This is a genomic window from Novosphingobium sp. SG720 (assembly GCF_012275365.1).
GTDB classification, from domain to species: Bacteria; Pseudomonadota; Alphaproteobacteria; order Sphingomonadales; family Sphingomonadaceae; genus Novosphingobium; species Novosphingobium rhizosphaerae.
This window is the reverse complement of sequence record NZ_JAAZQN010000005.1, coordinates 24798-51438: the sequence shown is the minus strand read 5'-3', so window position 1 is coordinate 51438 and position 26641 is coordinate 24798. Positions and strand designations below refer to the sequence as shown.

Sequence of the window (26641 nt, the reverse complement as noted above, 5' to 3'; positions counted from 1 at the left end):
AATCGCGCGGGCGCCGAACCGCGATTTTTGCATTGCATCCGTGCTGATCTGTGCCGACTCTCGCGTGCATGCGTCTGGCGATCGTCGATGAAAGCGCGGCCAGGGCCTCTGTCATCCATGAAGGATTGGCGGGGCTTGAGGACTGCGAGGTGTTCGTGATCACCCAGCGTCGCGCGTTGGTGGCACGCATCGCCGAGCTGGAGCCCGACATCGTGCTGATGGACCTGGGCAACCCCAGCCGCGACGTGCTGGAGGAATATTTCGCGGTCAGCCGCGTGCTCGACCGGCCGATTGCGATGTTCGTCGACGATTCGGACGAGGAATCGATTGGGGCGAGCATCGACGCCGGGGTTTCGGCCTATGTGGTCGATGGCTTTGCCCCGCACCGCATCCGCGCGATCCTCGATCTGGCGGTGCGGCGGTTCAACGCCTTTGCCCGGCTCCAGGCCGATCTGGCCGACGCGCGCGGCAAGCTGGCGGAGCGCGAGACGGTGGATGCGGCCAAGCGCATCCTGATGAAATCGCGCGGTCTTTCCGAACCCGATGCTTATGCCGCCTTGCGCAAGGCGGCGATGGACCAGGGGCGAAAGATTGCCGAAATCGCCCAGGCGGTGGTAACGGCCCATGGCCTGATGGGAGGCAGTTGATGGCCCACGAATTTGCAATCGGCTTCCTGCCGCTGGTCGATGCCGCGCTGCCGATTCTGGCGCACGAACATGGCTTTGCCGCGCAGGAAGGCCTGTCGTTGCGGCTGGTGCGCGATGTGAGTTGGGCCACGGTGCTCGACCGGCTGCTTTACGGCCACACCCATGCCGCGCATCTGGTGGCGCCGCTGGCCATTGCCACCACGCTGGGGCGCGGGCGGCCGGCGCAGCCGCTGGCCGTCCCCTTCGTGCTGGGGCTCAACGGCAACGCCATCACCATGCGCACGGACCTGGCCGCGCGAATCGCCCCGGCCCGCGCGCTAGCCGATCCCCGCGCTGCCGGTGCCGCGCTGAAAACCGTTGTGGCAGAGGAACTTGCCCAAGGCAGGCGGCTGCGCTTTGCCGTGGTGCACCGTCATTCCAGCCACAATTACATGCTACGCTATTGGCTGGCCGCCTGCGGCGTGGTGCCCGATCGCGACGTGGACATCACCGTCGTCCCCCCGCCGTTCAGCGCCGACGCGCTGGAAGCGGGCGAGGTGGACGGCATCTGCGTGGGCGAACCGTGGAACAGCGTGGCGGTGGAGCGCGGCGCGGGGCGAATCGTGCTGGCCACCGCGCAGATCTGGCGGCGCGGCGTGGAAAAGGTGCTGGCCATGCGCCAATCCACGCTGGAGGATCGCCGCCCCGAGACCGAGGCATTGATCCGCGCGCTGACCATGGCGGCGCGCCACTTTGCCGATCCCGCCATGGCCCGCGAAAACGCCGCGATCCTGGCGCGCCCCGCCTATCTCGACGGGCGGGCAGACCTGATCGAGCGCGCGATCACCGACCGGTTGCGCCTGTCGCAAGGCGCTGAGCCGGTGCATTTTCCCGATTTCATGTTCCAGTATCGCGAGGCGGCCAATTTCCCGTGGGTCAGCCAGGCGCAATGGCTCTACACCCAAATGGTGCGCTGGGAAGGCGGCGCCATCGACATGGACGATGCGCAACGCGCGGGCCGCGTATTCCGCCCTGATGTCTATCGCGCGGCGCTGCTCGGCACGGGCGAACCCCTGCCTGGCGCGAGTTCCAAAGTCGAAGGCAGCCTCGCGCGGCTGACCTCTGTCGGCGCGCAGCAGGGCGCCATGACCATGGCCGACAACCGCTTTTTCGACGGGCGCAGCTTCGACCCGCACGATATCGCGGGCTATGCGGCGAGTTTGGAATAGGCCGCTAAATCATAACACTACGTCACCCCGGACTTGATCCGGGGTTCGGCTTTTCTTGGCCATGTCGCAAGAAAAAGCTGGACCCCGGATCAAGTCCGGGGTGACGAGCGTAATGCGTGGGATTTGCTCGCACCTGCAAAATCCACTTGGCGAACAGCTGGCGACGGTATAGTATTCAACGATCAGCCCCAATCCGGCCGGCACCCAATGGCGGGTGCCCCTCGCGCCGGCCAAGGGTTCTTTCTTCCCATCGCGTGGCAACGAAGCCGCCCCGACCATCGCCTCCTGGCGTGCGTTGTGGCGGCCTTTTCGCGTTTGCTGCGTGGCATTGCAGGAGTTCGTGATCCATGGTTGCCACACCTCTCCAACGCCTCGTCGTGATCGGCAACGGCATGGCCGGGTGCCGCGCGGTGGAGGAAATCCTGGCGCGCGATCCGGCGGCCTACCAGATCACGATCTTCGGCGCCGAACCGCGGGTGAATTACAACCGCATCATGCTTTCGCCCGTGCTGGCCGGCGAAAAGACCTTTGAAGACATCGTGATCAACGATGCGGCCTGGTATGCCGACAACGGCATCACGCTGGTTGCGGGCGATCCGGTCGTGGCGATCGACCGCGCCGCGCGCACCGTTACCGCCGCGTCGGGACGGGTCGAACCCTATGACCGCCTGTTGCTCGCCACCGGTTCCGATCCGTTCATCATTCCCGTGCCCGGCGCAGACCTGCCCGGCGTGGTCACGTTCCGCGATCTGGACGACGTGGACAAGATGCTGCGCGCCGCCGATGCCGGTGGCCAGGCCGTGGTCATCGGCGGCGGGCTGCTCGGGCTGGAAGCTGCGCATGGCCTCTCCTTGCGCGGCATGGGCGTGACGGTCATCCACCTGATGCCCACGCTGATGGAGCGGCAGTTGGACGAAGCCGCCGGATACCTGCTCAAGACCGAACTGGAACGGCGCGGCCAGACGATCCTGACCGGGGCGGACACGGCCGAAATCCTTGAACGGAATGGGCGGGTGGCCGGTGTGCGGCTGAAAGACGGGCGCGAGATTTCGGCCGATCTGGTGGTCATGGCCGTGGGCATCCGCCCGGCGACCGCGCTCGCCAAGTCCGCCGGGCTAGCGGTGGAACGCGGCATCGTGGTGGACGATCACATGGTTACCAGCGACCCCGCAATCCTGGCGGTGGGCGAATGCGTGCAGCATCGCGGCGCCTGCTATGGCCTGGTCGCGCCGCTGTGGGAGATGTGCCGCGCGGCGGCCGACATGGCCGTGGGCCGCCCCGGCGCGGGGTTTGCCGGATCGGTCACGTCCACCAAGCTCAAGGTTTCGGGTATCGACCTGTTTTCCGCCGGCGATTTTTCCGGCGGCGCGGATTGCGAAGACATCGTGATGCGCGATGCCGCGCGCGGGCTCTACAAGCGCGTGGTGGTGCAGGCGGGCCGCGTGGTCGGCGCCGTGCTCTATGGCGATACCAGCGACGGCGCCTGGTATTTCGACCTGCTCAAGCGCGGGGCAGACATTGCCGACTTGCGTGACAAACTGATCTTCGGCCAGGCCCACGCCATGGGTGGTGGCGCGGCGGCCGATCCGCTCGCGGCCATGGCGGCCCTGCCCGACGATGCCGAGATCTGCGGCTGCAATGGCGTATCCAAGGGCACGGTGGTTGCCACCATCACGGGCGGCGCATGCAGCCTCGATGCGGTGCGTTCGCAGTGCAAGGCCTCGGCTTCGTGCGGGTCGTGCACCGGGCTGGTGGAGCAACTGCTCGCGCTGACGCTGGGCGACGAGGTCCAGGCTGGCCCCAAGACCATGTGCAAGTGCACCACGTTTACCCATGCCGATGTGCGCCGCCTGATCGTAGAGCGCGAATTCAAGCTGATCCCCGAGGTCATGCAGGAATTGAACTGGAGCACGCCCGATGGCTGCGCCTCGTGCCGTCCGGCGCTCAACTATTACCTGCTCTGCGCGCTGCCGGGCACCTATCAGGACGACCAGCAGAGCCGCTTCGTCAACGAGCGGCTCCATGCCAACATCCAGAAGGACGGCACCTATTCGGTGGTGCCGCGCATGTGGGGCGGGATGACCAATCCGGGCGAATTGCGCGCGATTGCCGATGCCACCGAAAAGTATGGCCGCATGGTCAAGGTGACCGGCGGGCAGCGGCTCGATATCTTTGGGGTGAAGAAGGAAGACCTGCCCAAGATCTGGGCAGACCTGAACGCCGCGGGGATGGTTTCGGGCCATGCCTATGGCAAGTCGTTGCGCACGGTAAAGACTTGCGTGGGGTCCGAATGGTGCCGCTTCGGCACTCAGGATTCCACCGGCCTTGGCATCAAGATCGAGCACATGACCTGGGGCAGCTGGATGCCGCACAAGTTCAAGATCGCGGTTAGCGGCTGCCCGCGCAATTGCGCCGAAGCGACGATCAAGGACTTCGGCGTGGTCTGCGTGGACTCGGGCTATGAACTCCATGTCGGCGGCAACGGCGGCATCCATGTGCGCGCCACCGATCTGCTGTGCAAAGTCACCACCGAAGCCGAGGCGATGCAGGTCTGCGCCGCCTTCATCCAGCTTTACCGCGAGGAAGCCTGGTATCTCGAACGCACCGCGCCATGGATCGAGCGCGTCGGCCTGGCGCATATCAAGGGCAGCCTGTTCGACGCGCCCGATGCGGTGGAGCGCCTGGCCGCGCGCTTTGCCTATTCGCAGAAATTCTCGCAGGACGATCCCTGGGCGCGCCGCGTGGGCGGCGAAGACGCCGAACTGCACCAGCACCTGGGCGAGTTCCGCCCCTTCCCCACCCCCGCACTTTTGGAGGCCGCAGAATGATCGGCGATTGGCTGGATATCGGACCGGTGGGCCAGATCAGCCCCGGCAACGCGCGCACCCTGCCGGTGCAGGGCGGCGAGGAAATCGCGATCTTCCACACGCTGGACAACCAGTTCTATGCCCTGGTCAACAAGTGCCCGCACAGGCACGGACCGCTCAGCCAGGGCATCGTCCACGGCGCGGTGGTCACCTGCCCGCTGCACAGCTGGAACATCAGCCTGAAAACCGGGCAGGCGCTGGGCGACGATCAGGGCTGCGTGCCGACGATCCCGGTGCGCGTCGATGCCGGGCGGCTCTATCTGCTGCGCTCCGCCGTGGTGGGCGCGCAGGCGCCGGCGCACGCGGCATGAGCGACGATTTCCCCGTCGGCACGGTGTGGCTCGTGGGCGCGGGTCCCGGCGATCCCGAACTGCTCACGCGCAAGGCCGCGCGGCTGATCGGACAGGCGAGCGTGGTGTTCCATGACGCGCTGGTGGGCGCTGGCGTGCTCGATCTTATCCACCCGGCCGCACGGGCGGTGCACGTGGGCAAGCGTTCGGGCCGCCATTCCAAGGACCAGGCCAGCATCGACCGGCTGATCGTGGAGGCGGCGCTGGCGGGCGAACGCGTGGTGCGCCTCAAAGGCGGCGATCCTGCGATCTTTGGCCGCGTGGCCGAGGAACTGGACGCCTGCCGCGCCGCCGGGATCGACGCGCGCATCTGCCCCGGCGTGACCGCCGCCAGCGCAGCGGCGGCCAGCCTTGGCGCCTCGCTCACACTGCGCGGGCTGGCGCGCAAGCTCACTTTCATCACCGCCCATGCCCGCGCGGGCGAAGCGCTCGACCTGGATTGGGCCGCATTGGCCGATCGCCAGGCAACCCTGGCAATCTACATGGGCAAGGCCGCCGCGCCCGAGGTGGCCGAGCAACTGATGGCGGCAGAACTACCCGGGGACACGCCGGTAGCCATGGTGGAAAACGCCAGCCTGCCGCACGAGCGCGTTTTGCGCACCCGGCTCGATCTGCTGGGCCTGGCCGCCTGCAGCGGCTTGGGCGATGGGCCGGCGCTGTTGCTGATCGGCCAGGCGATGGCGCGGGCCGAGATCCGCGTTGGCCAGGTGGAAAACCCGAATAGCAGCAGACAACAAAACGTTAAGTTGGCAAGCCGCATGATCGTGCCCGCGATAACTGGCCGGCCGAGACCCGATGAGCGATTTTCAGAGCATCATTCTTGAAATGATTGCGCGTGGCGCTCCGCTGTGCGCCACGATCGTTCGGTTGTGCGAGGAAGTGGAAAGCCAGGCACCCGGCGTGGTCTGTTCGGTGCTGACCGTCGACAGCGGCGGCCGGCTGCGGCCCCTGGCCGCGCCCAGCCTGCCCGCATCGTTGCGCGCCGCGATCGATGGCGTGGCGATCGGGCCCAACGTGGGCGCATGCGGCGCGGCCACCGCGCTGGGCGTGGAAGTGATGTCGACCGACATTGCCAACGATCCGGCTTGGGCCCAGTTTCGCGACCTGATGTTGCCGCTCGGCCTCAGGGCCTGCTGGTCGCGACCGATCTTTGCCGGGCAGGAACGACCGGTAGGCGCCTTTGCCTTTTACTACCGCGAAATGCGCGGCCCTTCGGCCTTGGAGCGCGACTTGGTAGACCGCTGCATCGCGCTGTGCGCCATTGCGCTGGATCGGCAGCGCCGGGTCGAAGAGCGCGATCGCCGGGCCAACACCGACGCCCTGACCGGGCTGGCCAATCGCGCGGCCTTCAACACCGCCCTAGCCGGGCTGGATTGCAGCCGGCCCGGCAACTGGGCGCTGTTCATGATCGATCTCGATGGGTTCAAGGCGATCAACGACACTTATGGCCACCAGGCCGGGGACGCGTTGCTGGTGGAAGTGGGGCAGCGCCTTGCCGGCGCGGCACTGCCCGATCCGGTCTATCGCATCGGTGGCGACGAATTTGCCGTGCTGGTCACCGCCGATCACCACCTGCAAGCCATCGAGACCCTGGCCGAACGCATCCTGGAAACCTTGCGCCCGCCGGTCAGGCTGTCCGGGCATTTCCTGCGACCGGGCGGCACCATGGGCATGGCCATCTTCTCGGCGGGCGACTGCACCCCCGAACGCGTGCAGCAGAACGCCGACTACGCGCTCTATCATGCCAAGGATATCGCGCGGGGTGGCTTCGTGCGGTATTGGCCGGGCATCGGCACGCGCATGACGCGGCGCATCACCGCAGTGCGCGAACTGGATGCCGCGCTGCGCGACGGGCGGCTGGAGGCGCACTACCAGCCAATCATCCACCTCGCCAGCGGCGAGGTCTGCGGCTTGGAAGCGCTGTGCCGCATTCGCATGGACCAGCGCATGGTCACGGCCGCCGAATTCCACGAAGCAACCAGCGACCCGCAGACAGCCTGCGCGCTGACCCTGGAAATGATCGACCAGGTGGCGCGCGATGCGCGATCCTGGCTAGACCGGGGCGTGCCGTTTTGCCGGGTGGGCATCAACGTGAGTTCGGCAGACCTGCACAGCGCGGGCTTTTTCAACGCGCTGGCCGGGGCATTCGAACGGCAGCGCGTGCCGCTGTCGATGGTCATCCTGGAAGTGACCGAGGCGGTCTATATCGATGACGACAACGGCGTGATCCGCCGTTCCGTGGCGGCCTTGCGCGCCAAGGGCCTCAAAGTGGCGCTTGACGATTTCGGCACGGGCTTTGCCTCGTTGACGCACCTGATGTCGATACCGGTGGATTTCATCAAGATCGACAAGTCGTTCGTCGACCGCATCGTTTCGGATCGGCCGAGCCAGATCATCGTCGAAGGGGTGATCGACATTGCCGTCAAACTGGGCATCCAGGTGGTGGCCGAAGGGATCGAGCATCAGGACCAGGCCGATACACTGGGCGCGATGGGCTGCCTGGCCGGCCAAGGCTATCTGTTTTCGCGCGCGGTGCCGGGCGAGGCGATTACCGGGTTGATCTGCCCCACCCGCAACCTGGGCGGGGCAGCCCAACGGGCTCAGAACGCGTAGTCGGCCTCCAGCCAGATCTTGCGCGTATCGCTGCCATAGCCGCGCGCGGTGTAATCGGCATATTTGGCCAGCAGCCCCACCTTGTGCCACTTGAACCCGGCACTGGCATCCCATTCGCGGCCCAGCGGCAGATCGCCGGCGTCGGAATGGAAATCGTGCCAGGTCACCGTCGCGTAGAGGCCGGGCATGGCCTGGACGGCAAAAGTCTTGGCAAGGCCCGCATAGGCATCGCGCAGGCCGGCGGCGGGCGTCGTCAGGAACAGGTCGGCCCAGCCGTTGAACTTGTGCAGCGTGGCCATCGGGGTTTGCAGGGCGATGCCGTTGTCGCTGCCCAGCTCTTCATAGCCGACGGTGGCAGTGAAACCATGCGCGGAAAGATCGGCCTGCCCTGCCAGGTAATCCGCATCGAACCGCCGGGGATTATCGGCCCACGGCTTTTGCCGGGCATAGCTGCCGGCCAGTGCCAGCTTCACCCCTTTGCCCAGCGGCAGCGCGGCCGTGGCGCGCAGCCCCCAGGTCTGCGTATCGGCGAGCGTCAGCGCCAGGGCGGGCACCTGCTCCGCCCGATCGTAATCGAGCAGATAGGCAAAGCCCTTCACGGCAAAGGGCCCGTGGTGCAACCCGGCCTGCAGGAACCAGAAGCGGCCGTCGTAGGCCGTGCGGCCCTGCGCGTCGGTGCCATAGAGCGTGCGCTGGCTCTTGGCATAAGACGCGTCGACCACGAGCGGACCCAGTGCCAGTTCGCCGCGCACCGCGTCGAACGTCTGCTCGTTCTGCCGCCAGGCCACCGCGCCGACCCAGCGCTGATCGTCCAGGTTGATCACCTGGCGCCCCACCGTCAGCCCCAGTGCCTTGGTGCGGTACTGGATCTGCAGGCGGTTCAATTCCACGTTGGCCGGATCGGCCACCACGGCATAGCCGGGTTTCGCGCGCGCCGGCACGAACGACAGGGCGTTGTAATTGCCCACGATCGGCAACGTGCCTTCCATTTCAGCCAGCACCGAAAGATGCGAGGGTGCGTGGCGCAATTCCACCCCGCTGCGCAGCCGCAGCGTCACCGCATCGGCGCCCTTGGCCGGCGTATCGACATTTTCCCAACGCAACCGCGCATCGAGGATCGGATCGATCGTCAGTGTGTCGGACACGGGCACCGGATCACCCGTCGCGGCGCGGACCGGCTGTGCCAGGGCAAGCGGCGCGGCCAACAGCGCGGTTGCCAAGAGGCGATATGTCATCGGCATTTTCCTTCCTGAACCTGTTGGAACCGATGGCTGCCGCCGCCCCCCGCGCGTCTGCGCAAAACAAAAAAGCCGCCACGAGATGATCCCTGGAGGATCACATCGGGCGGCACCATTGCCACGCATTGTTACGAAGGGCCAGCGGCCCGGAAAGAACGCCCGCCATTGGGCGCCGACCAGCCGGCTCGAGCACAAGGCTAAGCGATTCGGGTGCAGCGCAGCAAGGACTTTTTGCCGCTTAGGGCAGCGTCACCGTGGCCAGGCGATCTGCCTGGAACGAACCGAGCCACAACGTGTCGTCCACCTGCACCGCGGCGGACAGGCCGCTGAAGCCGGGCTGCGGATGCCCATAGGCCACCGTGGCGATGCGCCCGGCGGCCAGGTCAACGGCCCCCACCACCCAGCCACGGTGGCACAGCATCGGATCGGCCACACGCCCGGTCACGCGGCGCAATCCGCCGCAGGCCGGCTCGTCGAGCCGCATGCCGGCCGCCAGCAGGCGTCCCTCGCTCCAATGCACGTTATCGGGCATGAAATCGGGCGCAACGATGCGGCGCAGCGGGCGGCGGGTATTGGCGCGGTCGAACACGACGACCGCATGCCAGCCAAACGCGACGACATAGAAATGCCGCTGGTCGGGATCGACTTCCAGCCCGTTATTGCCCGGCAGCCGCGTGCCCGGCACTTCGCGAAAGGCTATGTCGCCCGGCCGCCATTGCCAGACGGCGCCGGTCGGTTTGCCGTTCATGAAATCGCCGATCGTGGTGCCCGGCGCGGTCAGCACCGTCGCCAGGACCGTGCCATCGGCAAAGCGCGCGACGGCGTTCGCCACCTGCCCCGGCGGCATGGGCAGGCACCCGCGCCACACCAGGCGTGGGCGCGGGGCCGCCAAGTCCACATCGAACACCTCGATCGACTCGCGCCCGCCGTGGTTCACCGCCAAGAGGCGCCATTTGCCGTCATCAAGGCGCGAAAGCGAAAGTCCGCGCGCGTTGAACAGCGCCGGATCGAGCGGGCCAGGGCATTGCGGCCAGGCTGCGGCATCGCGCACGACTTGTTCGGCTGCGCCGGTAAACCACAGCTCGGCCACGCGACGGCGGGTATCGACCAGCTTGAGCCCGGCACCCGGCGCAAACCCGCTGCTGACCAGAAACGGCGTATCGGCCAAGCGCAGCACATCCTCGGGCTTTTGCACGCCGCAGATATAGGCCAGTTCGCTATCGGCCGGGCAGGCCTGCGCGCGGGCCGGCAGCGGCGCCACAGCCAGCAGCACCATTGCCGCCAGGGCAGCCAGGATCGCGCGCATCAATCGCGCGGCCGGCCGCTGCGCCCCGGCTCCGCCGGTGCCGGCCCGAACAGCGCCATGTCGGCCCAATGCGGCCAGGCGATCACGCCAGGCTGCTCGCCCAGCAGGACCAAGCGCGGGCGCTTGGGATCGAGCGCCGGCCAGGGCCCGATCGGCGCGCTGGCGGGCACACCGGTGCGGGCAAAGGCCAGCAATGCGCCGGCCATGGTATGTTCCAGCGCCTGGTCCACCGGCTGCCAGTCGCGCGTGTGACGAAACAGGTTCAGCGCGTCGCGCGTGCGCAGCCAATAGGGCACGTCACCGGTGTGATAGGCGCCCACCGTGGCCGGATCGTGATCGGAAAAGACCACGCCCGGCGCATAGGGCTGGCGCCGCGCAAAGAGATAGGCATAGGCTGGCCGCGTGCCGAAACGGCGCTGCGCGGCGGCCCAATCCGCCATCTGCCGGCCGACCGTGGCATCGCGGGCAATGTCGGCTGCGGCCCGTGCGGGATCGGCACCGGCATAGGCGGCCAGGATCGCATCGGCGCGCGCGCCGAAGCGGTCTTTCACCGCCGCCGCCAGGGCATCTGTCGTGGCGATCGGCCCCAGCGGGCGAAAGCTTTCGTCGCGGGTATAGCCGATCAGCACGGGCACATCGCTTTGCGCATGGGCGGCAAAGACCTCTTCCGCGCTGCCCGTGATCACCTGCCCGTCGCGCACGATGGCGCTGCGCGGCGTGGTGGCGGCCATGATCCGGTCACCCGGCATGGTGCGCATTTCCGCGATGGAGGCGGCGCCGAGTTCCTTTTGCAGGGCCAGGCCCTGCGCTTCCCCTTGCGCCAGCGGCGCAGGGCCGAGCATGCCGCCAAACGGGCTGCCGCTCATCGCCACGGCGCGCGCGAACAGGCCCCTGGCCATCGGGCTGATCTGCAGGAGCGCCACCGACATCGCCCCGGCCGATTGGCCCACGATGGTCACATTGTCGGGATCGCCGCCAAAGCGGGCGATGTTGCGCTTCACCCATTGCAACGCGGCAATCTGGTCCATCAGGCCATAGTTGCCCGATCCATGCCCGCTTTGTGCCGACAGTTCGGGATGGGCGAGGAAACCCAGCGCCCCGACGCGATAGGCGATGTTGACCCGCACCACGCCTTCGCGGGCCATCGGCTCACCCGAATAGTTGGCCATCGAGGCAGAGCCGATGTTGAAACCGCCGCCATAGATCCACACCACGACCGGCGCCTTGCTGGTCTTGGGCGGCGCCCAGATATTGAGGTAGAGGCAGTCCTCGCTCGTCGCCTCGTTGCCGAAATAGTGGTTCTGCAGCGATCCGCGCAGCGGCTGGAGGCATTCGGGGGCGAAGCGATCGGCGTGCAGCGTGCCCGTCCAGGGCATGACCGGCTGCGGCGGCTGCCAGCGCAGTTCACGCAGAGGCGGCGCGGCAAAGGGCACGCCCAGCCAGGCCGCCACGCCCGAGGGCAACGTGGTCCCCTCGACCAGGCCGCCATCCACGGCAATCGGTTCGGCTTGCGCGGGAGCAGCCAGCCCCAGCGCAAGCGCGGCCAGAATCCGCCGGATCATTTGGCCTTGCCTGCCGGCGCCGGCACGTTGAGCACGCGGTGGAAGAAATCGAACGTGGCGTTGAGCGCCTGCATCGAGGCAGCATGGGTTTCGGCCGGGGTGCGGCCGATGAAGCTGTGGTCCACATGGGGAATGTAGATCGCCTGCACCGGCACCCCGGCGGCCTTGAGCGCGGCTTCGCCCAGGTGCGATTGCGCCACTGGCACGGTCTTGTCCTCGTCGCCATGGATCAGCAGGAACGGTGGGTCCTTGGCGTCGATATAGGCCACCGGGCTCACGCTACGGAGCTTGTCGGCGCTGCACGGCCCCTCGCAGCCGAGCAGCCGGGTGCCGGCCGAATTGCCATCGGGCGTGGCGTTCATCCCGGCAAAGTCATAGACACCGTACCATGTCACCGCGCCCTGCACGCAACGGTCGGCGCCGGCTGCAGGATCGAGCGTGGTGTTGCCGCAAGTCAGCGCGGTCAGCGCCGTCAGGTGCCCGCCGGCCGAACCACCCCACAACGCCACGCGCGCGGGATCGATCGCATAGTCGCCCGCATGCTCGCGCAGGAAGCGCAGCGCGGCATTGGCATCCTGAAGCTGCGCCGGAAACTTCGCCTCGCCCGACAGGCGATATTCCAGGCTGGCCACGGTAAAGCCTTCGGCCGCGAGCGCGGCCAGCACCTTGGGCCAATTGGCAAAGGCGCCCGAATGGCGGGTGTGCCCGGCCATCCAGCCGCCGCCGTGGATATAGACCACCAGCGGATGCGGCCCTTTGCCTGCCGGCACATAGATATCCAGCGCCTGCGGGCGATAGCCGGGCAACTGCTGATAGGTCACGTCGCGCCAGGCCTTGACCCCGCCGGGGAAGGCCACCGGTACTTGCGGGAAACGATCGGCCAGCACCGGCTTGGCCTCGGTGGGGAAATCGCGCGCGGGTGCTGCATGGGCGGGAACGGCGAGCAGGGCGCCAAGGCCCAGCGCTGCTGCGGAAAGGCGGGCAAACATCAGGTCTCTCTCCATGGTCTTGTTATGCTTTTTGGGGGGTGGCAGGGCCGCGCCGGCCCCGCCGATCAATCGGGAAAATCGGGTTTGTGGCGCGCCTGGGCGGCCAGGCGGATCGGCGCGTTGACCGCGCCGTAGCCGGCATAGCCGCGCCGCTCGACCACTTCGAAAAACACCCGCCGGGCAAAGGCGCGGCTGTAGAATTGGAGGTATTCGGCCTCGCCATCGCGGTCATAGAGGATGTCGCGCGTCGCCATGGCATCGATCAGGTCGGGCTCCAGTCCCCAGCGCGCTTCCAGATCGTCGAAATAGTTGCGCGGGATCGACAGGCACGGCAGCCCCTGGGCATGGGCCGCATCGGCAACGGCCATGATGTCGTCGGTGGCAAAGGCGATGTGCTGCACCCCCGCCCCGAAATAGTTCTGGATGAAGCGCGAAGTGAGCGATTGCGTGGCGAGCGAGCCGTTGAGCGTGAAACGCACCGAGCGATCGGCGTTTTCCACCGCCTGGCTCTGGATCAGGCCCATGGGATCGGCAATGTCGAGCTGCGGCGTCTTGGCCACGTCGAACAGCGCGACGTAGAACAGCAGCCAGCTGAGGAATTCCTCGTACTGCATGGTCTGCGCGACATGGTCGATCGCCAGGCGCGGGCCGGGCACCGGGTCTTCCAGGGGTGTGGGGAATTCGTGCGCCCACATCGCCGCGCGGGTGGCGGCGTCGACGAAGTAGATCAGGCTGCCCCCCACCCCGCGCACGCTGGGGATCGGCCATTCATCGGGCGCCAATGGCTGGTTGAAGCGGGGCACGCGCAGGAAATCGGCCCGCGCCAGCGCACCCGGCACATCGTCCACCGCCAGGCCCAGCGCGCAGACCGAAGCGCCGTGGACCACGTCGAAGCTGTGGGCCAGCCCTTCGGGCTCGCAATTGATCACGATGTTGACGGGGTCGTCCACCCCTTGCGTCCCCACCCCCTGCGTCCAGCGCGTCACGTCCTTGCTGCGATGGCGCGCGGTGGGGCGAAAGCCCAGCGGGCGCAGCATGGCGGCGAGGTTTTCCGCTTCTTCATGGCTGGCGGCAAATTCGATGAATTCCACCCCAGCGGTCTTCACCCGTGGCGGCAGCGCGGCAGCCGAAACCGAAGGCCGGGCAATCCCGCCCTCAAGCAGGCGCAGCGAACGATAGCCATCGAGCGCCACCCCACTGGCGGAACCCGCGCGGAAACGGTCGTTGAAGATTTCCAGGCTCCAATAGCCCTGGTAGCCGATCTTGCGGATCGCGCCGGCCCAATCGTCCAGCGGGAAATCGCCCTGCCCCGGCATGCAGCGGAAATGGCGGCTCCACCCCAGGTGGTCCATGTCGAGCATGGGAGCATCGGCCACTTGCACGATGAACAGCTTGTCGGCGCGGATGTCGCCGATGCTGGACGAGGGAATCTGCCGCGAGAGCGAGTGAAACGAATCGAGCACCAAGCCAAGCGCGGGATGATCGGCATCGCGCACGATGCCCCAGGCCTCGCGATGGTCGTGCACATGGCGGCCCCAGGCCAGCGCTTCATAGCCCAGGCGCAGGCCGCGCGCGGCGGCGCGCTCGGCCGCTTCGGTGAGATCGGCAATCGTGCGCTCGCGGTTGCCGTCCGACAGCGGCGAGCAGCTGGAGCAGACCAGCAGCAGGTCGGTGCCAAGCTCCTGCATCACGTCGAACTTGCGTTCCAGGCGGTCGAACGCGCGGGCGCGCTGCGGCTCGGGCAAGCCGTCAAGATCGCGAAACGGCTGGAACATCGTGCAGGCCAGACCCAGGTCGGCCATCATCGCGCCAATCTCGCGCGCGGAAAGATGCGTCGAGAGCAAGTCGTTCTCGAACACTTCCGCGCCGTCATAACCGGCAGCAGCGATCGCCTGGAGCTTTGCATCGAGCGTGCCGGAGATCGACACGGTGGCGATGGATGTCTTGAATGCGGGATTGGTCATTGGCCGCCTGCCGATTGTTGCCTTTGGTTTCCTGCCCCGGCCATGGGCCTATCACGCCCCGATGCTTGACAAAAGCAAAAATGTTAGGGACTAGTTCGTTACATAAATAGCAAATGCAGAGGCGATGCTGGCCAAAGGCCGGGCCTTGCAACGAGGGACAGGTGCGGCAAGGAAGGATCATCGGCGCAACGGAAGCAGTGCCCGCAGCGATGCGGGACCGCAAACCTGCGCGCCGTCCTGCCCAGGAGAGACCCTTGCCCAAAGCCAGTTCCGACGCGCCAGATCCAAAGGCCAAACAGCCGCGCCGGTCGCACGCGGAAGCACGCGAAGCCGCGATCGCGCAGATCGTGGACATCGCCACGCAGGAATTCGTGGAAAAGGGCCTGGCCGGCGCGCGGATCGACGAGATCGCCGGCAAGGCCACCAAGCGCAAGATCTACTACTATTTCGAAGGCAAGGAAGAACTCTACCGCGCCGTGCTGGAACGCGCCTATCGCCAGGTGCGCGAGAGCGAGGCGCAGGTGGACATCGCCAGCGGCACCGCCGTGGAGGCGTTGCGCCGGCTGATCGAGCATGACGTGCATTACCATGCCCGCCACCCCGAACTGGTGCGCCTGGTGATGAACGAGAATATCCACCGCGCGCAGCATCTCAAGCAGATCGCCGCGTTGCCCAGCCGCAACCACAGCGTGATCCAGATCCTGGCGCAATTGATCGCGCGTGGCGAAGCCGAGGGCAGCTTTCGCGCGGGTATCGATCCGGTCGAGTTGCATCTCAACATGACCGCGCTGGCATTCTACAACGTATCCAACCAGTTCACCTTTGCCCACAATTTCGGCGTGGACATGACCAGCGAAACAGCGCTGGCCCGCCGGGCAAGCCAGGTGGCAGACATCATCATCGCCTGGGTGACCCACAAGGATTGAGCGCGAACGGCGGCCGCAGCCCAGCGGCCCGCCGGCCAGCGCCTGTCCCATGGCACCCGGCGCATGCGGGAGAGAGACAGGCATGGCCACACCCATCAATGCAAGCGCCGGCAGCGGGCCGGCGCAATGGACCCGCACGGGCCTGGCCATCGTGGCCCTGTGCTTTGCCATCAACATGGCCGACGGCATCGACGTGACGATCCTGTCGTTCATCGCCCCCCGGCTCCAGGCCGACTGGGCGATCGGGGCCGATACCATGGGGCTGCTGTTCGGGGCGGGACTTGTCGGCATGGCGATCGGCGGCATGGGCATCGCCCCGCTGGCCGACCGGCTGGGGCGGCGGCGCATCATCCTGGCCGCGCTGGGGCTGATGTCGGCCGGCATGGTGGCGAGCGGCTTTGCCGGCTCGGTGCCGGTGCTCTATGCCCTGCGCGTGGTGGTGGGCATGGGCATCGGCACGGTGCTGGCCGCCATGGCCGCATTGGCCGCCGAGGCCGCCCCCGCCGCCCAGCGCAACCTGGCCGTGGGCATCGTCCAGGCAGGCTATCCGTTTGCCGCCGTATTCACCGCGCTCTTGACCGCGCACCTCCTGCCGATCTGGGGCTGGCATCGCCTGCTGCTGGCGGCCGGCGGCCTCACCGTGGTGCTGTTCCCCGCCGCCATGGCCATCCTGCCGCGTCAACACGAAGGCATGCCGGGCAGCGGCGCAGAGCCCGCCGGGCGCATCGGCGATCTGCTGTCCCCTGCGTTTCGCGCGCGCACGCTGGCGCTGTGGGCGGCGGTGTTCTGCGGCCTGATGGTGCTCTATTTCATCGTCAGCTGGATCACCAAGCTGTCGATCCAGGCGGGGCTTTCCGAAACCGACGGCATCTATGCCGGCGCGCTGTACAATTTCGGGGCCTTCGTGGGCACCGCCGGGATGAGCGTGCTGGCCGTGCGCGTACCGCTGGGGCGGCTCGTGCCGGCGATGCTGGTCGGCGCGGGCGTTGCCATGCTGGTGTTCGGTTCGGTGGCGATGCCAGTGGCCGCCACGCTGGCGCTCGCGTTTGCCATCGGCGTGCTGCTGCAGGGCGGATACAACGGCGTGTGGCCGCTGGCTGCCGGCGTCTATCCCGCGCGCATGCGTGCCACGGGCGTGGGCTGGGCGATCGGCCTGGGCCGTGCCGGCGCGGTGATCGGGCCGATGATGGGCGGCTGGCTGATGGCCGCCAAAGCCCCCCTTCCCGTGCTGTTTGCCGCCTATTGCGTGCCGTTGCTGGCCTGCGCCGCGGCCGCGTTTGCCGTCGACAGAATGTCTCGCGACGTTTCAGAATAATTTGACAGGAACTAGTTCGTAACATAAATGAGTCGTCGGAAGGCGAAACGGCAAACGTTCGCCAGGGAGGATGACCATGCGTTTGGAAGGCACCCGTCTTGTGCTGTCCGCGTCTGCGCTGAGCGTGGCCGTGGCCCTTGCAACCCCGGCTTTGGCGCAAACAGCGCCGCAGGCCGCCACCGCACCCGATGCACCACCGGCGGCCGCAGAAGCGGCGCAGCCTGACGTCAAGGAAATCGTGGTGACCGGCTCGCTGATCCAGCGGCCCAACAACACCGCGGTCAGCCCGATCGTGTCGGTCAGCACCGACGCGATCAAGGCCAGCGGCAACGTCAACCTGCAAGACGCGCTCAACCAGTTTCCCGGCTTCACCGCCTCCGGCAACTCGGGCACCGGCGGCCAGGGCACCGGCGGCCGCGCCTCGGTCAACCTGCATGGCCTGGGCCCCAACCGCAACCTGGTGCTGCTCGATGGCAAGCGTCTGCCCCTGTCCGACATTTCGGGCACGGTCGATACCAACATCATCCCCGAATCGATCATCGGCGGGGTTGACGTGATCACCGGTGGCGCATCGGCGGTCTATGGCTCGGACGCCATGTCCGGCGTGGTCAATTTCAAGACCTTGCGCAGCTTCAACGGCGTCAAGGCCGATGTCCAGAACACGCTGAGCGAAAAGGGCGACGCGTTCAAGTTTTCGGGCTCGATCGCGTTCGGCAGCAGCTTTGCCCAGGATCGCGGCCATGTCATCGCCGCGTTCAGCTACACCAAGCAGGACCCGATCAACGGCCGCGCGCGCAGCTTCTTTTCCGACAAGACGCCCTCGTCGTACATCGGCACCGGCACTTTCGTGCCCAACGCCACCAACGCGCCCAACGCCGCCGTCGTGCAGTCGATCTTCAACGGCTATGGCGTGACCAGCACGATCAACCCGTTGCTGAACCTGGGCTTCAACAACGACGGCTCGCTGTTCGTGCAGACCGGCGCCGTCAACTACAAGGGCCAGACCAACACCGGCGGCTATGCCATCGTCAATGGCAACGTGCGCATGCCGGTGGGCCAGCAGACCGATTTCATGAACGGGCTCAAGCGCAAGACCGCCTTCATCAAGGCGGACTATGACCTGACCCCCGACCTCACGCTTTATGGCCAGTTCCTGTTCGTGGACCTCAACGTCCACACCGCCAGCGGCGGCACGCTCACCCAGTTCGGCCAGCTCACCACCATTCCGGTGACCAACCCGTTCATCCCGCAGGACCTGCGCACGATCCTGGCCTCGCGCCCCAATCCCACTGCCAATTTCCTGTGGAACGGGCGCTATGTCGGCCTGCCGTACAAGAGCTGGGACGAAGACTATACCGTCCAGCAGTACATGGCCGGCCTGAAGGGCAATATCGCGCCGGGCTGGACGTTCGACATCTATGGGTCCTATGACCAGTCGGTGCACAACCAGACGATGCACAACGCCGTGGTCAAAAGCCGCGTGCAGACGCTGCTGAGCGCGGCCGATGGCGGCGCCTCGATCTGCCAGGGTGGGTTCAACCCGTTCGGCGATGCCAATGCCCGCTCGATTTCGGCCGCTTGCGCGGCCTATATCACCAAGGATGCGTTCAGCACCGAGCGCCTGGGCCAGACCCAGTTCCAGGGCCAGATCAACGGCAAGCTGTTCGACCTTGGCGCTGGCCCGGCGCAGATCGCCCTGGTCGCCGGCTATCGCAAGAACACCTACAGCTATCGCCCCGACAGCGATCTCCAGGCGCAGAACCTGGAAGCGATCACCGCCTCGCAACCCGCCTCGGGTCGTATCTCGGTCAAGGAACTGGCCGGGCAGATCGATATCCCGCTGGTGGCCGACAAGCCGTTCATGCGCGAACTGGGCATCGGCGCGGCGGCGCGCGTGTCCAACTATTCGACCACCGGCACGGTGACCAGCTATGAAGCCGATGCCCGCTGGCGGCCGACGGATTCGATCATGTTCCGTGGCAGCTATCAGCGCGCCGTGCGCGCGCCCAATATCGGCGAATTGTTCTCGCCGCAGCAGGGCACGCAATTGGTGATCGGCACACCGCCGGGCGCGCTGGGCGATCCATGCGATACCCGCTCCACCGCCCGCACCGGCGCCAATGGCGCGCAAGTGGCGGCGCTCTGCGTGGCGCAGGGCGTACCGCAGGCCGCGATCGGCAGCTATACCTTCCCGACCACGGCCACCGGCCAGCTGGTTTCGGGCAACCTGGCGCTGCGCCCCGAACATGCCGATACGTTCAACGCCGGCGTCGTGTTCAATGCGCCGCGCGGTAGTGGCTTGTTCGGCGATTTCTCGTTCTCGGTCGATTATTACAACATCTCGATCAAGAACGTGATTTCCACGGTGCCTGGCCTGACCGTGCTGTCCAAGTGCTACAACCTGGATGGCAGCAATCCGTCCTATGCCACCACCAACCCCTATTGCGCGCTGATCCAGCGTGACAGCAACGGCCAGCTGGTCAACGTCGTCACGCCTTATCTCAACCTCGGCTCGCTCAAGACCGACGGGGTTGAAGCGCAAGTGAACTGGGCCACGCCGGCGCCGTTCCTGGGCAACACCGGCAAGATCTACGCCAGCACCACGGTCGGCTGGCTCCATGCCTACAAGGTGCAACTGCTGCCCGGCGCGGCAGAGCTGGACTATACCAACATCAGCAACGGCGCCGCCGGCCCCAGCTCGGTTCCGCCGCGCGCCACGCCACGCTGGAAGGCGCTCACCACCCTGGGCTACCGCTCGGACAACATGGGGATCGGCGTGCGCTGGCGCTACCAGAGCGCGATGAACGATGCCACCTCGGTGCTGACGCCCAGTGCCGCCCAGGTGGGCGTGGCGGCCTACAACCTCTACGATGTCTTCGGCAACGTGAAGGTGGGCAAGATGTTCGAACTGCGCGGTGGCATCACCAACGTGCTCAATGCCAAGCTGCCCTACGTCGCCAGTTCGCAGAACGGCACCGACGTGGCGCTGTATGACCCGATCGGCCGCTCGTTCTATATCGGCGCGCGGGTCAGCTTCTGATCCACCCTGCCCCGGCGCTGCGCCTTCACAATCGCAGCGCCGGAGCCTTTTGATAAGACAAAGGTACTGATGATCCGCTCCGGGCTACTTGGTCGCGCCATCCTGGCATCCAGCTCACCGCGCCTGCATGAAGAGGAGGCGCAAGCACTGGGCCTGGAGCTGACGTACGAACTGTTCGATTTCACGCAGCGAGGCCTGGCTGACGAAGACCTGCCAACCCTGGTCGAAAGCCTCAAGGACCAGGGCTTCGCCGGCTTCAACGTGACTTATCCGTTCAAGCAGGCGATCATGGCGCTGATGGACGAACTCGCGCCCAGTGCCCTGGCCGCCGGCGCGGTCAACACGGTGGCCATCCGCGACGGGCGCCTGATCGGGCACAACACCGACATGCCCGGCTTTCGCGAAAGCCTGCTCGCCGGACTTCCCGGTGCGGCGCTGGGGCACGTGATCCAGTTGGGTGCGGGGGGCGCGGGATCGGCCGTTGCCAATGCGCTGCTCTCGCTTGGCGTGGCGCGGCTGGAACTGGTCGATCCCGATGCCCCGCGGGCTCAGGCCCTCGCCGCCGACCTTGCCCCGCGCTATCCCGCCGCGCAGATCGATGTGACAGCGCTGGCCGCGCTCGATACCACGCCGGCCGATGGCATCGTCAATGCAACGCCCATCGGCATGGCCAGCAAACCTGGCATGCCGATCCCGCCAGGCGCCGTGGCGGCGCATCACTGGCTGGCCGACATCATCTATTTCCCGCTGGAAACCGAGCTGCTTCGGGTCGCACGAAGCAAGGGTTGCCGCGCCATCAACGGCACCGGCATGGTGGTGGGCCAGGCCGCGCTGGCGTTCGAGATCATTACCGGCCACACGCCCGACGCCGCGCGCATGAAGCGCAGCCTCGGGTAGGGGAAGCCCGCCGTGCCTTTGCCCTAGGCGGCGTGGGTCGCCCGGGCGCGCGCCAGGGCTTCTGTCAGCCGCTCGGTGGCAAATGGCTTGCGCAGCAGGATCGCATCGGGCCCGGCCACCGCTTCGATCGCGGCCACGTCGGCAAAGCCGCTCATGAACACGATGGGCAAAGCCGGGTGCCGCCGCGCCAGATGGCGGGCCAGTTCGGCCCCCGTCATGCCGGGCATCGCGTAATCGACCAGCGCCACATCGGCCAGCCGCGTGCCAGCCGCCGCCGCTGCATCGAGCGCGGCCAGCGCAGCGCCGCCATCGGCCTTGGCATGAACCACGTGGCCTTCGCATTCCAGCGCGGCAGCCAGGGCGCGGCGCAGATCGCCATCATCGTCAACCAGCAGGACGCGCAGCGCCGCGCGGCCCGGCGCCGCAGTCGGCGGCGGCGCGGCCACGTCCTCGGGCACGCGGGCGGTGCGGGGCAGGAACAGGCGCACTGTGGTCCCCTCGCCAGGCGCGCTTTCGATCCGCACCCCGCCGCCGATCTGGCGCATGCTGCCATAGATCTGTGCCAGGCCCAGCCCGGTGCCCTTGCCCACGGGCTTGGTGGTGAAGAACGGCTCCATGGCGCGGCGCAGCGTTTCCTCGTCCATGCCGGCGCCGGTATCGCTGACTCGCACTTCGACATAGGTGCCCTCGGCCAGGTCCCCGTCGGCATCGGCCACGTGGGTGGCCAGGGCAATGGTCAGTTGCCCACCGGCGGGCATCGCGTCGCGCCCGTTCACCGCCAGGTTGAGCAGGGCCATTTCCAGTTGCGTGGGATCGGCCAGCGCGGCCCAGTCGTCGCCCTCTGGCGGGTCGAGCCGGCATTCGAGCGCGATCAGCGGCCCGAGCGTGCGCGCCAGCATCGGGCGCAGCCGCTCGATCACCTGTGCCGGATCAAGCGGGCCGGTCGACAGGCGCTGAGTGCGCGAAAAGGCCAGCAGTTGTGCGATCAGGTTGGCCGCGCGCTGGGCGGCCTGGCGCCCTTCGCCTGCCAGCCGCTCCACCCGCGCGGCATCGCCGCTGCGCCGCGTGATGAGGTCGAACGAGGCCAGGATCGCGCCAAGCACGTTGTTGAAATCGTGCGACAGGCCGGCGACAAGCTGGCCCATTGCTTCCATTTTCTGGCTCTGCACCAGGGCTTCCTGCGCAGCGCGCAACTCGCTGGTGCGTGCCTCCACCCGCGTTTCGAGCGTGGCGTTGAGTTCTTGCAGTTGCTGGGCAATGGCCGCCCGCTCGCTCACCAGGCGGGTGCGTTCGGCGATTTCCTCCATGAAGGCGATATCGTCGGGATGCCAATGACGCGGCGCCCGATCGTTGAGATAGACGATCGTGCGCAGCCGGCCCTCGCGCAGGAACGGCACGACCAGGATCGCGCGGGTATCAACCTGGCGTGCGGTGGCCACGCTGCGCGCATCAAGGCGCGGATCGGGCGCAAGCAGATCACCCGCCACCACGGTTTCGCCGCGATTGAGCGCCGCCACCACCGCCACGCCGAAATCGGCGGTTGGCAGGCGGCCGAGCAGGGCCGGCACGGTGCCGTCTGTCCAGCACACGTCGTAATCGAACATGTCCTCGTCGGCCAGCAACTGGCCAAATCCGGTGCGATTGACCGCGAAATGCGCGCTCATGAGCGCGGCAATCTCGTGCAGCGCGGCGGCGGTTTCGTAATCGCGCAGCACGTCGGCAATTTTCAGGCGTAGCGCGATGCGCGCCTCGCGCCGGGCGATGCCGTGAAACATCCGTTCCAGCCAGGCAGCGCCCAGCGCGATCGTGAGGATCAGCAGCGTGATCGTGCCGATCGAGACGGCCAGGAAAGTCTGGCCCACGCCGCTTTCCGCAGCGCCCGCCCCGTGGGGGCGATGCATGACGAACATCGCTGCGTGCATGCCGGCGTAGTGCATCCCGGCAATCGCCAGCCCCATCAGGCCAGCAGCGCCCAGCCGCATGCCCGGCGTCTGGTCGCGCGCGGCAAACCACAGGGCGGCCGTGGCTGCAACGATGGCGATTACCACCGACAAAGCCAGCCACAGCGGATCGTAATGCATGGTGCCATCCATGCGCATCGCCGCCATGCCCAGGTAATGCATGGCCACGACGCCCAGGCCCATCAGCAAGCCCGCCGCCGCGATCCGCTGCAAGGACTGGTTGCGCCGATCGAGCGCGGCAAAGCCGGCGCCGGTAAAGGCAATCGCGATCGCCAGCGATAGCAGCGTGATGCCCGGATCATAGCGCATCGCCATGCCCGGCAGGCGGAAGGCCAGCATGGCCACGAAATGCATCGCCCAGATGCCCCCGCCCAGCGCCACCGATGCCGCTGCCAGCCACACCCGCCGCGCCCAGCCCTGCCCGGCACGCACCCGCCCGGCCAGGCTCAACGCCGTGAACGATGCAAATACCGCGATCAGAATGGAAAGAATGACCAGATTGGCCTCGTGCGTTCCGGTCATTGTCATGCCCCCTGCTCCCATAGAACGCAGGCGCGGGCAATGGGCCACAACAGGCAAGCCGGTATGCGCCGCGCACGTCAGGCACAACGCATTGGCCCCGGCAATGGTGCCCGACCAGGGACTAAGCCGTTGGCACCGTTGCCTGGGCGCGTTGTTGCAGGCGCTGGTGAAGCGCGTTGGCCGCGCTCAGGTCTGCCGGCGGCACCGCCTGCTGGGCCAAGGCATGGGGCTTTGGCGGGCGCAGATCGGTGGCGGGCAGGCCGTTCGGCAAGGCCAGTTGCCGTGCCAGCGCAGCGCGAACCGCATCCTCGCCCCGCGCCAGGCGATCGTAATCGACGAAGCATTGCCGCGCCGCCACGCTGGCCGGCTGGTCCAGCAGGTGGCGGTACACCCCGCACCACGTGCGCAGCCAATAGACCAGACTGTCGGGATCGCCCTGCGGCGGCGCTTGGCCCGGCAGGAGGAACGGTTGCTGGTGCGCCCCGAATTCATGATGGCCCAACCAGCGCATGTAATGCCCGCGAAACGCATCGGCCTGCGCCAGCGCGCAGGCGCGGCGATGCTGCGCCAGCAGGCTGGCGGCCTGTTCGAGCGGCGCGCGGAACGGGTGGACCAGCACGGCGCCGGGAATGCCGGCAAGACTGGGCAAGCGCAGGACATTGGCGTTGTTCTTGGACAGATAGCGCCCGCCCTGCCCGTGGCGCGCGCGCGCCAGGCATACCAGCGCCATGAACTGGCCGAACGCTGCCATGGCCGGGGCATCGGGTTGGTGCGCGGCCAAGCCGTCGGCGGTGAGGTAGTCGGGTCCGCACTGCATGCGCCAGAACACTTCCTCGATCGCCTCGGCACTGTCGAGATCGTGCTCCAGTCCGTCGCCATGGCCGCGCAGGGTGCGGGCCACGCCCCGGCGCCGGCGCGCCACCAGCCCGGCCCAGGTGTTGGGCGCCAAGGGAAAGGGCATGTCGGCATAATGCAGGCTGGCAAAGCGATCGGCTGCTTCGAGCCGCTGCATCAGCACGGTGGTGCCGGCCCGCGCCAGCGCGGTGACGAACACCGGCGGGCGCAGCGCCGGCGCCCCGGCAGCGCGGCCGAACCGGGCGCGTTCCAGGTCGAAGCTCAATTCCAGCGCGGCGCGGCTGCCCAAGGCAATCCGGTGCAGCAGCCGATCAAGCGGGCGATAGGCGTCCGCGCCGGCTGCCGCCGTGGGCACGGCCGATGCGGCCAAGGACAAATCGGATGAGGGCAAGGCTGATTCCAAGGCAAAGAATGGCCGCGCGGGCCAGCGGGTCGAACAGGGCATTGAGGGTCGGCAGGCCGAGCCAGGGGCCCAGCGCCAGCGCCGCGGCCAGCGGTGCCGCCGCCAGCGCGAGCCCTGCGCCGGCCGCCAGCGAGCGCCCCATCAGCCGCATGGCCAGCAGGCGTGCGGCACGCTCCTTCGAACAGTCCGACGCCCCGCGCCGCGCCATGATCCGCACCGATCGACGCCCGATCGCCCCCAACGCGGCAAAACGCCCCAGCACCCCCCAGCGCCGGGCGAGCATGACCGTGGCCAGCAAGGCCAGGGCCAGCAACAGCGTGGCCGCCGCCATCATGGCTTGCGTCCCGCGCTGCTGCGTCCGGCCCGGCGCACCATGCGCAGCAGGCGCTTGACCGGATACCACACGAAAGCCATCAGCCCGAGGAGGATGGCCCCCACCACGCCCAGCGCAGTGGATGCCGCGCCCAGGCCCAGGCCGGGGCCGACGTAGGCCTGCGCCGGGACGGCCGTAGCTGCCAGCAACAGCGCGGCTGGGGCGGCCCCGGCCAAAAGGCACATCAAGGGTGCAAAGACGGTCATTCGCATCGGGCATTCTCCGCGGCTTGGATGCCGATCTTGTCGGCAAGGGGATCGATGTAACGGGTCCAGCGCAGCTCGAACCGGTTCCGGCCGGCGTCCGCGCTGATATAGCTCCAGCGCACGCTGCCATCGGGGGCGAGGCGCATGACGCGGCCCAGTTCGGTTTCCTCCACCATGGTATCGCCCCCCGGCAGCGGCGTGGCGCGGCCCTGGGCACGGGTGTGGATGTTCAGATCGCGGAACGCGGGAGCCAGCGGCGCGCTCACCGCGCCCGTGGCAAAGTCGTAGACCAGCATGCGGTTGGTGCCGTCGGGCTCGGCCTGCTCGGGCTGGTCCCAGGCAAAGCGCCAGTGGTTGTCGAACACCGAGATGCGGTGGTCATCGAGCACGCTGACATCGTGCTGGAACCGCCAGGGCAGGCCCCGGCCCCACACCACCTGCCCGGTCGACGGGCGATAGAGCAACAGCAGCGAGAGATTGCGCAGACTGACCAGCAGATCGCCGTTGCGCCAATAAGGGCCATCGCCGGGCACGGGCTGGATATCGTTGAGATGGATCGGATCGTCGGAATAGGGCCGCGCGCGCCACAAATATCCCAGGTTGTTGGCGTCGAGCAGGTCGATCACCGAGATGCGCGCCAGGACTTTACCCTGTGCCGTCAGGTGCATGAGGCCTTCGTCGGCAAACTGCGGGCCAAGGCCCGGGCGCGCGGTGCGTGGGAGGCGATAGGCAGCCCACAAGGTGCCATCGCTCGCCCGCTCCAGCGAATGATGGAAAATCCCGTCGATCATCCATTCCGGCCGCCCGCAGGCATCGATGCGCGTGAGTGGCGAGGTATCGTGCACGATCAGCCCGCCATCGGGCATCAGCAGCGGGTGCATCGGCATGAAACGGCGGTTGGTCTTGTCGCGCGCCAGGTCCACCAGGGCAGAGTGGAATGTCGATTGCGCATGGATCGCGGCGATGTCGGGCGCATAGCGGCGCACCACCTGCCCATCGCGCAGGCGCAGCAACTGCACCACCCAGCGCCCTTGCGCGGTGTCGAACACGGTGAGCAGGATATAGCCGGGATCGACGAATCCCGGCCGGCGCCACAGCCCACCGGGCAGCGGTTCATAAGGCTGGCCGATCGACGGACGATAGGGCAGCAGTTCGCCCACCGCCCGCCCCACGGTATCGGGAATGCTCGCCACCTGCACCGCCAGCGTGCCCAGGGCGCCATGCTTGCGCGGGGCCAGCAGGACGAAGCCGAAGCCGAGCAATGCCAGCGCGCCGAGCGCCACCACCAGTCCCAGCGCCCAGAGCGGCACCGGACGGTTCATCAGCCGTTCCCACCGCGAGGGACGCGCCGGCTCGGACAAAGGCAGGACGGAGTCTGGGGGCAACACCGGCGAGTTCA

General features: G+C 67.5%; 20 protein-coding genes. 10 read left to right on the top strand and 10 right to left on the bottom strand.

The features are described from left to right. The first annotated feature begins 68 nt into the window (after window positions 1–68). The 6 genes from FHW94_RS17180 to FHW94_RS17155 all read left to right on the top strand — a co-directional run bounded on the left by FHW94_RS17180 (window position 69) and on the right by FHW94_RS17155 (window position 7685). Window positions 69–647, top strand: coding sequence for an ANTAR domain-containing protein (locus tag FHW94_RS17180; protein ID WP_168557057.1), 579 nt, complete (start codon window positions 69–71; stop codon window positions 645–647). Beyond that, complete coding sequence (locus tag FHW94_RS17175) at window positions 647–1855, top strand: ABC transporter substrate-binding protein (RefSeq protein WP_168557056.1); 1209 nt, start codon at window positions 647–649, stop codon at window positions 1853–1855. Before FHW94_RS17180 ends, FHW94_RS17175 begins: the two co-directional genes overlap by 1 nt. Window positions 1856–2202: 347 nt before the next feature. Next, window positions 2203–4683, top strand: coding sequence for a nitrite reductase large subunit NirB (gene nirB / locus FHW94_RS17170; protein ID WP_168557055.1), 2481 nt, complete (start codon window positions 2203–2205; stop codon window positions 4681–4683). Beyond that, window positions 4680–5033 carry a nitrite reductase small subunit NirD gene (gene nirD, locus FHW94_RS17165; RefSeq protein WP_168557054.1) on the top strand — a complete coding sequence of 118 codons (354 nt, stop codon included), beginning with the start codon at window positions 4680–4682 and terminating at the stop codon, window positions 5031–5033. Before nirB ends, nirD begins: the two co-directional genes overlap by 4 nt. Then, window positions 5030–5896, top strand: a complete 867-nt coding sequence (cobA, locus tag FHW94_RS17160; protein WP_168557053.1) for a uroporphyrinogen-III C-methyltransferase — start codon at window positions 5030–5032, stop codon at window positions 5894–5896. Before nirD ends, cobA begins: the two co-directional genes overlap by 4 nt. Then, on the top strand, window positions 5868–7685 hold the full coding sequence (locus FHW94_RS17155) for an EAL domain-containing protein (protein ID WP_168557052.1): 1818 nt from the start codon (window positions 5868–5870) through the stop codon (window positions 7683–7685). The genes cobA and FHW94_RS17155 overlap by 29 nt, the downstream gene beginning before the upstream one ends. On the opposite strand, the gene FHW94_RS17150 is transcribed toward FHW94_RS17155, so the two are convergent. From FHW94_RS17150 to FHW94_RS17130, 5 genes are all read right to left on the bottom strand, one after another. After that, window positions 7673–8920 carry an alginate export family protein gene (locus FHW94_RS17150; protein WP_168557051.1) on the bottom strand — a complete coding sequence of 416 codons (1248 nt, stop codon included), beginning with the start codon at window positions 8918–8920 and terminating at the stop codon, window positions 7673–7675. The two genes, FHW94_RS17155 and FHW94_RS17150, sit on opposite strands and share 13 nt — an antisense overlap. 241 nt (window positions 8921–9161) lie before the next feature. Then, the gene (locus tag FHW94_RS17145; RefSeq protein WP_168557050.1) at window positions 9162–10229 is read right to left on the bottom strand and encodes a hypothetical protein; all 1068 of its coding nucleotides are present in this window, start codon (window positions 10227–10229) and stop codon (window positions 9162–9164) included. After that, window positions 10229–11791 (bottom strand): carboxylesterase family protein, encoded by a 1563-nt coding sequence (locus FHW94_RS17140; RefSeq protein WP_168557049.1) that lies wholly within the window; start codon window positions 11789–11791, stop codon window positions 10229–10231. Before FHW94_RS17140 ends, FHW94_RS17145 begins: the two co-directional genes overlap by 1 nt. Then, a complete protein-coding gene (locus FHW94_RS17135) occupies window positions 11788–12780 on the bottom strand; it encodes an alpha/beta hydrolase (protein ID WP_168557048.1) in 993 nt (330 codons plus the stop codon). Before FHW94_RS17135 ends, FHW94_RS17140 begins: the two co-directional genes overlap by 4 nt. Window positions 12781–12845: 65 nt before the next feature. Next, window positions 12846–14744, bottom strand: a complete 1899-nt coding sequence (locus tag FHW94_RS17130; RefSeq protein ID WP_168557047.1) for a sugar phosphate isomerase/epimerase and 4-hydroxyphenylpyruvate domain-containing protein — start codon at window positions 14742–14744, stop codon at window positions 12846–12848. Window positions 14745–14998: 254 nt separating this feature from the next. On the opposite strand from FHW94_RS17130, the gene FHW94_RS17125 reads away from it, so the two are divergent. The 4 genes from FHW94_RS17125 (at window position 14999) to FHW94_RS17110 (ending at window position 20922) form a co-directional block, all read left to right on the top strand. Beyond that, the gene (locus FHW94_RS17125) at window positions 14999–15670 is read left to right on the top strand and encodes a TetR/AcrR family transcriptional regulator (RefSeq protein WP_246866224.1); all 672 of its coding nucleotides are present in this window, start codon (window positions 14999–15001) and stop codon (window positions 15668–15670) included. An 82-nt stretch (window positions 15671–15752) separates the two neighbouring features. Beyond that, window positions 15753–16985 (top strand): MFS transporter, encoded by a 1233-nt coding sequence (locus FHW94_RS17120; RefSeq protein ID WP_168557045.1) that lies wholly within the window; start codon window positions 15753–15755, stop codon window positions 16983–16985. A gap of 76 nt (window positions 16986–17061) precedes the next feature. After that, window positions 17062–20025 (top strand): TonB-dependent receptor, encoded by a 2964-nt coding sequence (locus FHW94_RS17115; protein WP_246866223.1) that lies wholly within the window; start codon window positions 17062–17064, stop codon window positions 20023–20025. Window positions 20026–20094: 69 nt separating this feature from the next. Then, window positions 20095–20922 carry a shikimate dehydrogenase gene (locus tag FHW94_RS17110; protein WP_168557043.1) on the top strand — a complete coding sequence of 276 codons (828 nt, stop codon included), beginning with the start codon at window positions 20095–20097 and terminating at the stop codon, window positions 20920–20922. A gap of 23 nt (window positions 20923–20945) precedes the next feature. Here FHW94_RS17110 and FHW94_RS17105 read toward each other — a convergent pair whose 3' ends face one another. From FHW94_RS17105 to FHW94_RS17085, 5 genes are all read right to left on the bottom strand, one after another. Continuing rightward, the gene (locus FHW94_RS17105) at window positions 20946–23411 is read right to left on the bottom strand and encodes an MHYT domain-containing protein (protein WP_168557042.1); all 2466 of its coding nucleotides are present in this window, start codon (window positions 23409–23411) and stop codon (window positions 20946–20948) included. A gap of 115 nt (window positions 23412–23526) precedes the next feature. Next, window positions 23527–24615, bottom strand: a complete 1089-nt coding sequence (locus FHW94_RS17100; RefSeq protein WP_210425732.1) for a sulfotransferase — start codon at window positions 24613–24615, stop codon at window positions 23527–23529. Beyond that, entirely contained in the window at window positions 24572–24997 is a 426-nt protein-coding gene (locus FHW94_RS17095) for a hypothetical protein (protein WP_168557040.1), read from the bottom strand. Before FHW94_RS17095 ends, FHW94_RS17100 begins: the two co-directional genes overlap by 44 nt. Then, window positions 24994–25242 (bottom strand): hypothetical protein, encoded by a 249-nt coding sequence (locus tag FHW94_RS17090; RefSeq protein ID WP_210425731.1) that lies wholly within the window; start codon window positions 25240–25242, stop codon window positions 24994–24996. Before FHW94_RS17090 ends, FHW94_RS17095 begins: the two co-directional genes overlap by 4 nt. Then, window positions 25239–26564 carry an arylsulfotransferase family protein gene (locus FHW94_RS17085; protein WP_168557039.1) on the bottom strand — a complete coding sequence of 442 codons (1326 nt, stop codon included), beginning with the start codon at window positions 26562–26564 and terminating at the stop codon, window positions 25239–25241. Before FHW94_RS17085 ends, FHW94_RS17090 begins: the two co-directional genes overlap by 4 nt. Window positions 26565–26641 lie beyond the last annotated feature (77 nt).